Annotated in this window: 2 rRNA genes; both read right to left on the bottom strand. The window is 48.3% G+C overall.

Going from position 1 to position 3,247, the window contains the following annotated elements:
• Positions 1-67 (bottom strand): 5S ribosomal RNA (gene rrf / locus KA883_RS12660); the annotation flags it as partial.
• A gap of 77 nt (positions 68-144) precedes the next feature.
• A 23S ribosomal RNA gene (locus tag KA883_RS12665) occupies positions 145-3,065 on the bottom strand.
• Positions 3,066-3,247: the final 182 nt, after the last annotated feature.

Consider the following 3,247-nt stretch of genomic DNA (forward strand, 5'->3'; position numbering starts at 1 on the left):
CGCTAAGGAGCTTAACTTCTGTGTTCGGCATGGGAACAGGTGTGACCTCCTTGCTATAGTCACCAGACAATGTCATGTATAAAATTTACACACTCAAAACTAGATTGTAAGTAAAATTTAGTTCAACCAACAAAACTTTTAAATTTGATTAAGTCTTCGATCGATTAGTATTCGTCAGCTCCACATATCGCTATGCTTCCACCTCGAACCTATTAACCTCATCATCTTTGAGGGATCTTATAACCGAAGTTGGGAAATCTCATCTTGAGGGGGGCTTCATGCTTAGATGCTTTCAGCACTTATCCCGTCCATACATAGCTACCCAGCGATGCCGTTGGCACGACAACTGGTACACCAGAGGTATGTCCATCCCGGTCCTCTCGTACTAAGGACAGCTCCTCTCAAATTTCCTACGCCCACGACGGATAGGGACCGAACTGTCTCACGACGTTCTGAACCCAGCTCGCGTACCGCTTTAATGGGCGAACAGCCCAACCCTTGGGACCGACTACAGCCCCAGGATGCGATGAGCCGACATCGAGGTGCCAAACCTCCCCGTCGATGTGAACTCTTGGGGGAGATAAGCCTGTTATCCCCGGGGTAGCTTTTATCCGTTGAGCGATGGCCCTTCCATGCGGAACCACCGGATCACTAAGTCCGTCTTTCGACCCTGCTCGACTTGTAAGTCTCGCAGTCAAGCTTCCTTGTGCCTTTACACTCTATGAATGATTTCCAACCATTCTGAGGAAACCTTTGAGCGCCTCCGTTACTCTTTAGGAGGCGACCGCCCCAGTCAAACTGTCCATCTGACACTGTCTCCCACCATGATTAATGGTGCGGGTTAGAAATCCAATACAGCGAGGGTAGTATCCCACCAACGCCTCCACGTAAGCTAGCGCTCACGTATCTAAGGCTCCTACCTATCCTGTACAAGCTGTACCGAATTTCAATATCAGACTACAGTAAAGCTCCACGGGGTCTTTCCGTCCTGTCGCGGGTAACCTGCATCTTCACAGGTACTATGATTTCACCGAGTCTCTCGTTGAGACAGTGCCCAAATCGTTACGCCTTTCGTGCGGGTCGGAACTTACCCGACAAGGAATTTCGCTACCTTAGGACCGTTATAGTTACGGCCGCCGTTTACTGGGGCTTCGATTCGTAGCTTCGCAGAAGCTAACCACTCCTCTTAACCTTCCAGCACCGGGCAGGCGTCAGCCCCTATACATCACCTTACGGTTTAGCAGAGACCTGTGTTTTTGATAAACAGTCGCTTGGGCCTATTCACTGCGGCTCTCCTGGGCGTGAACCCTAAAGAGCACCCCTTCTCCCGAAGTTACGGGGTCATTTTGCCGAGTTCCTTAACGAGAGTTCGCTCGCTCACCTTAGAATTCTCATCTTGACTACCTGTGTCGGTTTGCGGTACGGGCACCATAAATCTAGCTAGAGGCTTTTCTCGGCAGTGTGAAATCAACGACTCGAGGAAACAATTTCCTCTCCCCATCACAGCTTGACCTTATGAGTGCCGGATTTGCCTAACACTCAGTCTTACTGCTTGGACGTACAATCCAATCGTACGCTTCGCCTATCCTACTGCGTCCCCCCATCGCTTAAAACGATTCATGGTGGTACAGGAATATCAACCTGTTATCCATCGCCTACGCCTATCGGCCTCAGCTTAGGACCCGACTAACCCAGAGCGGACGAGCCTTCCTCTGGAAACCTTAGTCAATCGGTGGACGGGATTCTCACCCGTCTTTCGCTACTCACACCGGCATTCTCACTTCTAAGCGCTCCACATGTCCTTGCGATCATGCTTCAACGCCCTTAGAACGCTCTCCTACCATTGTCCTACGGACAATCCACAGCTTCGGTAATATGTTTAGCCCCGGTACATTTTCGGCGCAGTGTCACTCGACTAGTGAGCTATTACGCACTCTTTAAATGATGGCTGCTTCTAAGCCAACATACTAGTTGTCTGGGCAACGCCACATCCTTTTCCACTTAACATATATTTTGGGACCTTAGCTGGTGGTCTGGGCTGTTTCCCTTTCGAACACGGACCTTATCACCCGCGTTCTGACTCCCAAGTTAAATTGATTGGCATTCGGAGTTTGTCTGAATTCGGTAACCCGAGAAGGGCCCCTCGTCCAAACAGTGCTCTACCTCCAATAATCATCACTTGAGGCTAGCCCTAAAGCTATTTCGGAGAGAACCAGCTATCTCCAGGTTCGATTGGAATTTCTCCGCTACCCTCAACTCATCCGCTCACTTTTCAACGTAAGTCGGTTCGGTCCTCCATTCAGTGTTACCTGAACTTCAACCTGGTCAAGGGTAGATCACCTGGTTTCGGGTCTACGACCAAATACTCAACGCCCTATTCAGACTCGCTTTCGCTACGGCTCCACATTCACTGCTTAACCTTGCATCAAATCGTAACTCGCCGGTTCATTCTACAAAAGGCACGCCATCACCCATTAACGGGCTCTGACTACTTGTAAGCACACGGTTTCAAGTTCTCTTTCACTCCCCTTCCGGGGTACTTTTCACCTTTCCCTCACGGTACTGGTTCACTATCGGTCACTAGAGAGTATTTAGCCTTGGGAGATGGTCCTCCCAGATTCCGACGGAATTTCTCGTGTTCCGTCGTACTCAGGATCCACTCAAGAGAGAACAGATTTTCGACTACAGGATTATTACCTTCTTTGATGCATCTTTCCAGATGCTTCGTCTAATCTATTCCTTTGTAACTCCGTATAGAGTGTCCTACAACCCCAACAAGCAAGCTCGTTGGTTTGGGCTCTTCCCGTTTCGCTCGCCGCTACTCAGGGAATCGATTTTTCTTTCTCTTCCTGCGGGTACTAAGATGTTTCAGTTCTCCGCGTCTACCTTCGATACGCTATGTATTTACGTATCGATAATACGACATAACTCGTATTGGGTTCCCCCATTCGGAAATCTCTGGATCACAGCTTACTTACAGCTCCCCAAAGCATATCGTCGTTAGTAACGTCCTTCATCGGCTTCTAGTGCCAAGGCATCCACCGTGCGCCCTTAATAACTTAATCTATTTGCTTTCCAACTCGACAACCGTCGGTTGAAAACCCAAAATGTTATTAATCTGTGAGTGTTCTTTCGAACACTAGCGATTATTTCTTTTTGAATTCAAGCTTATTTAAAACTCTTATTCACTCGGTTTTGCTTGGTAAAATCATAAATTTTACTTACTTATCTAGTTTTCAATGTACAA

The sequence above is a fragment of the Staphylococcus sp. GDY8P54P genome, assembly GCF_017892645.1.
In the GTDB taxonomy this organism is placed as follows: domain Bacteria; phylum Bacillota; class Bacilli; order Staphylococcales; family Staphylococcaceae; genus Staphylococcus; species Staphylococcus ureilyticus.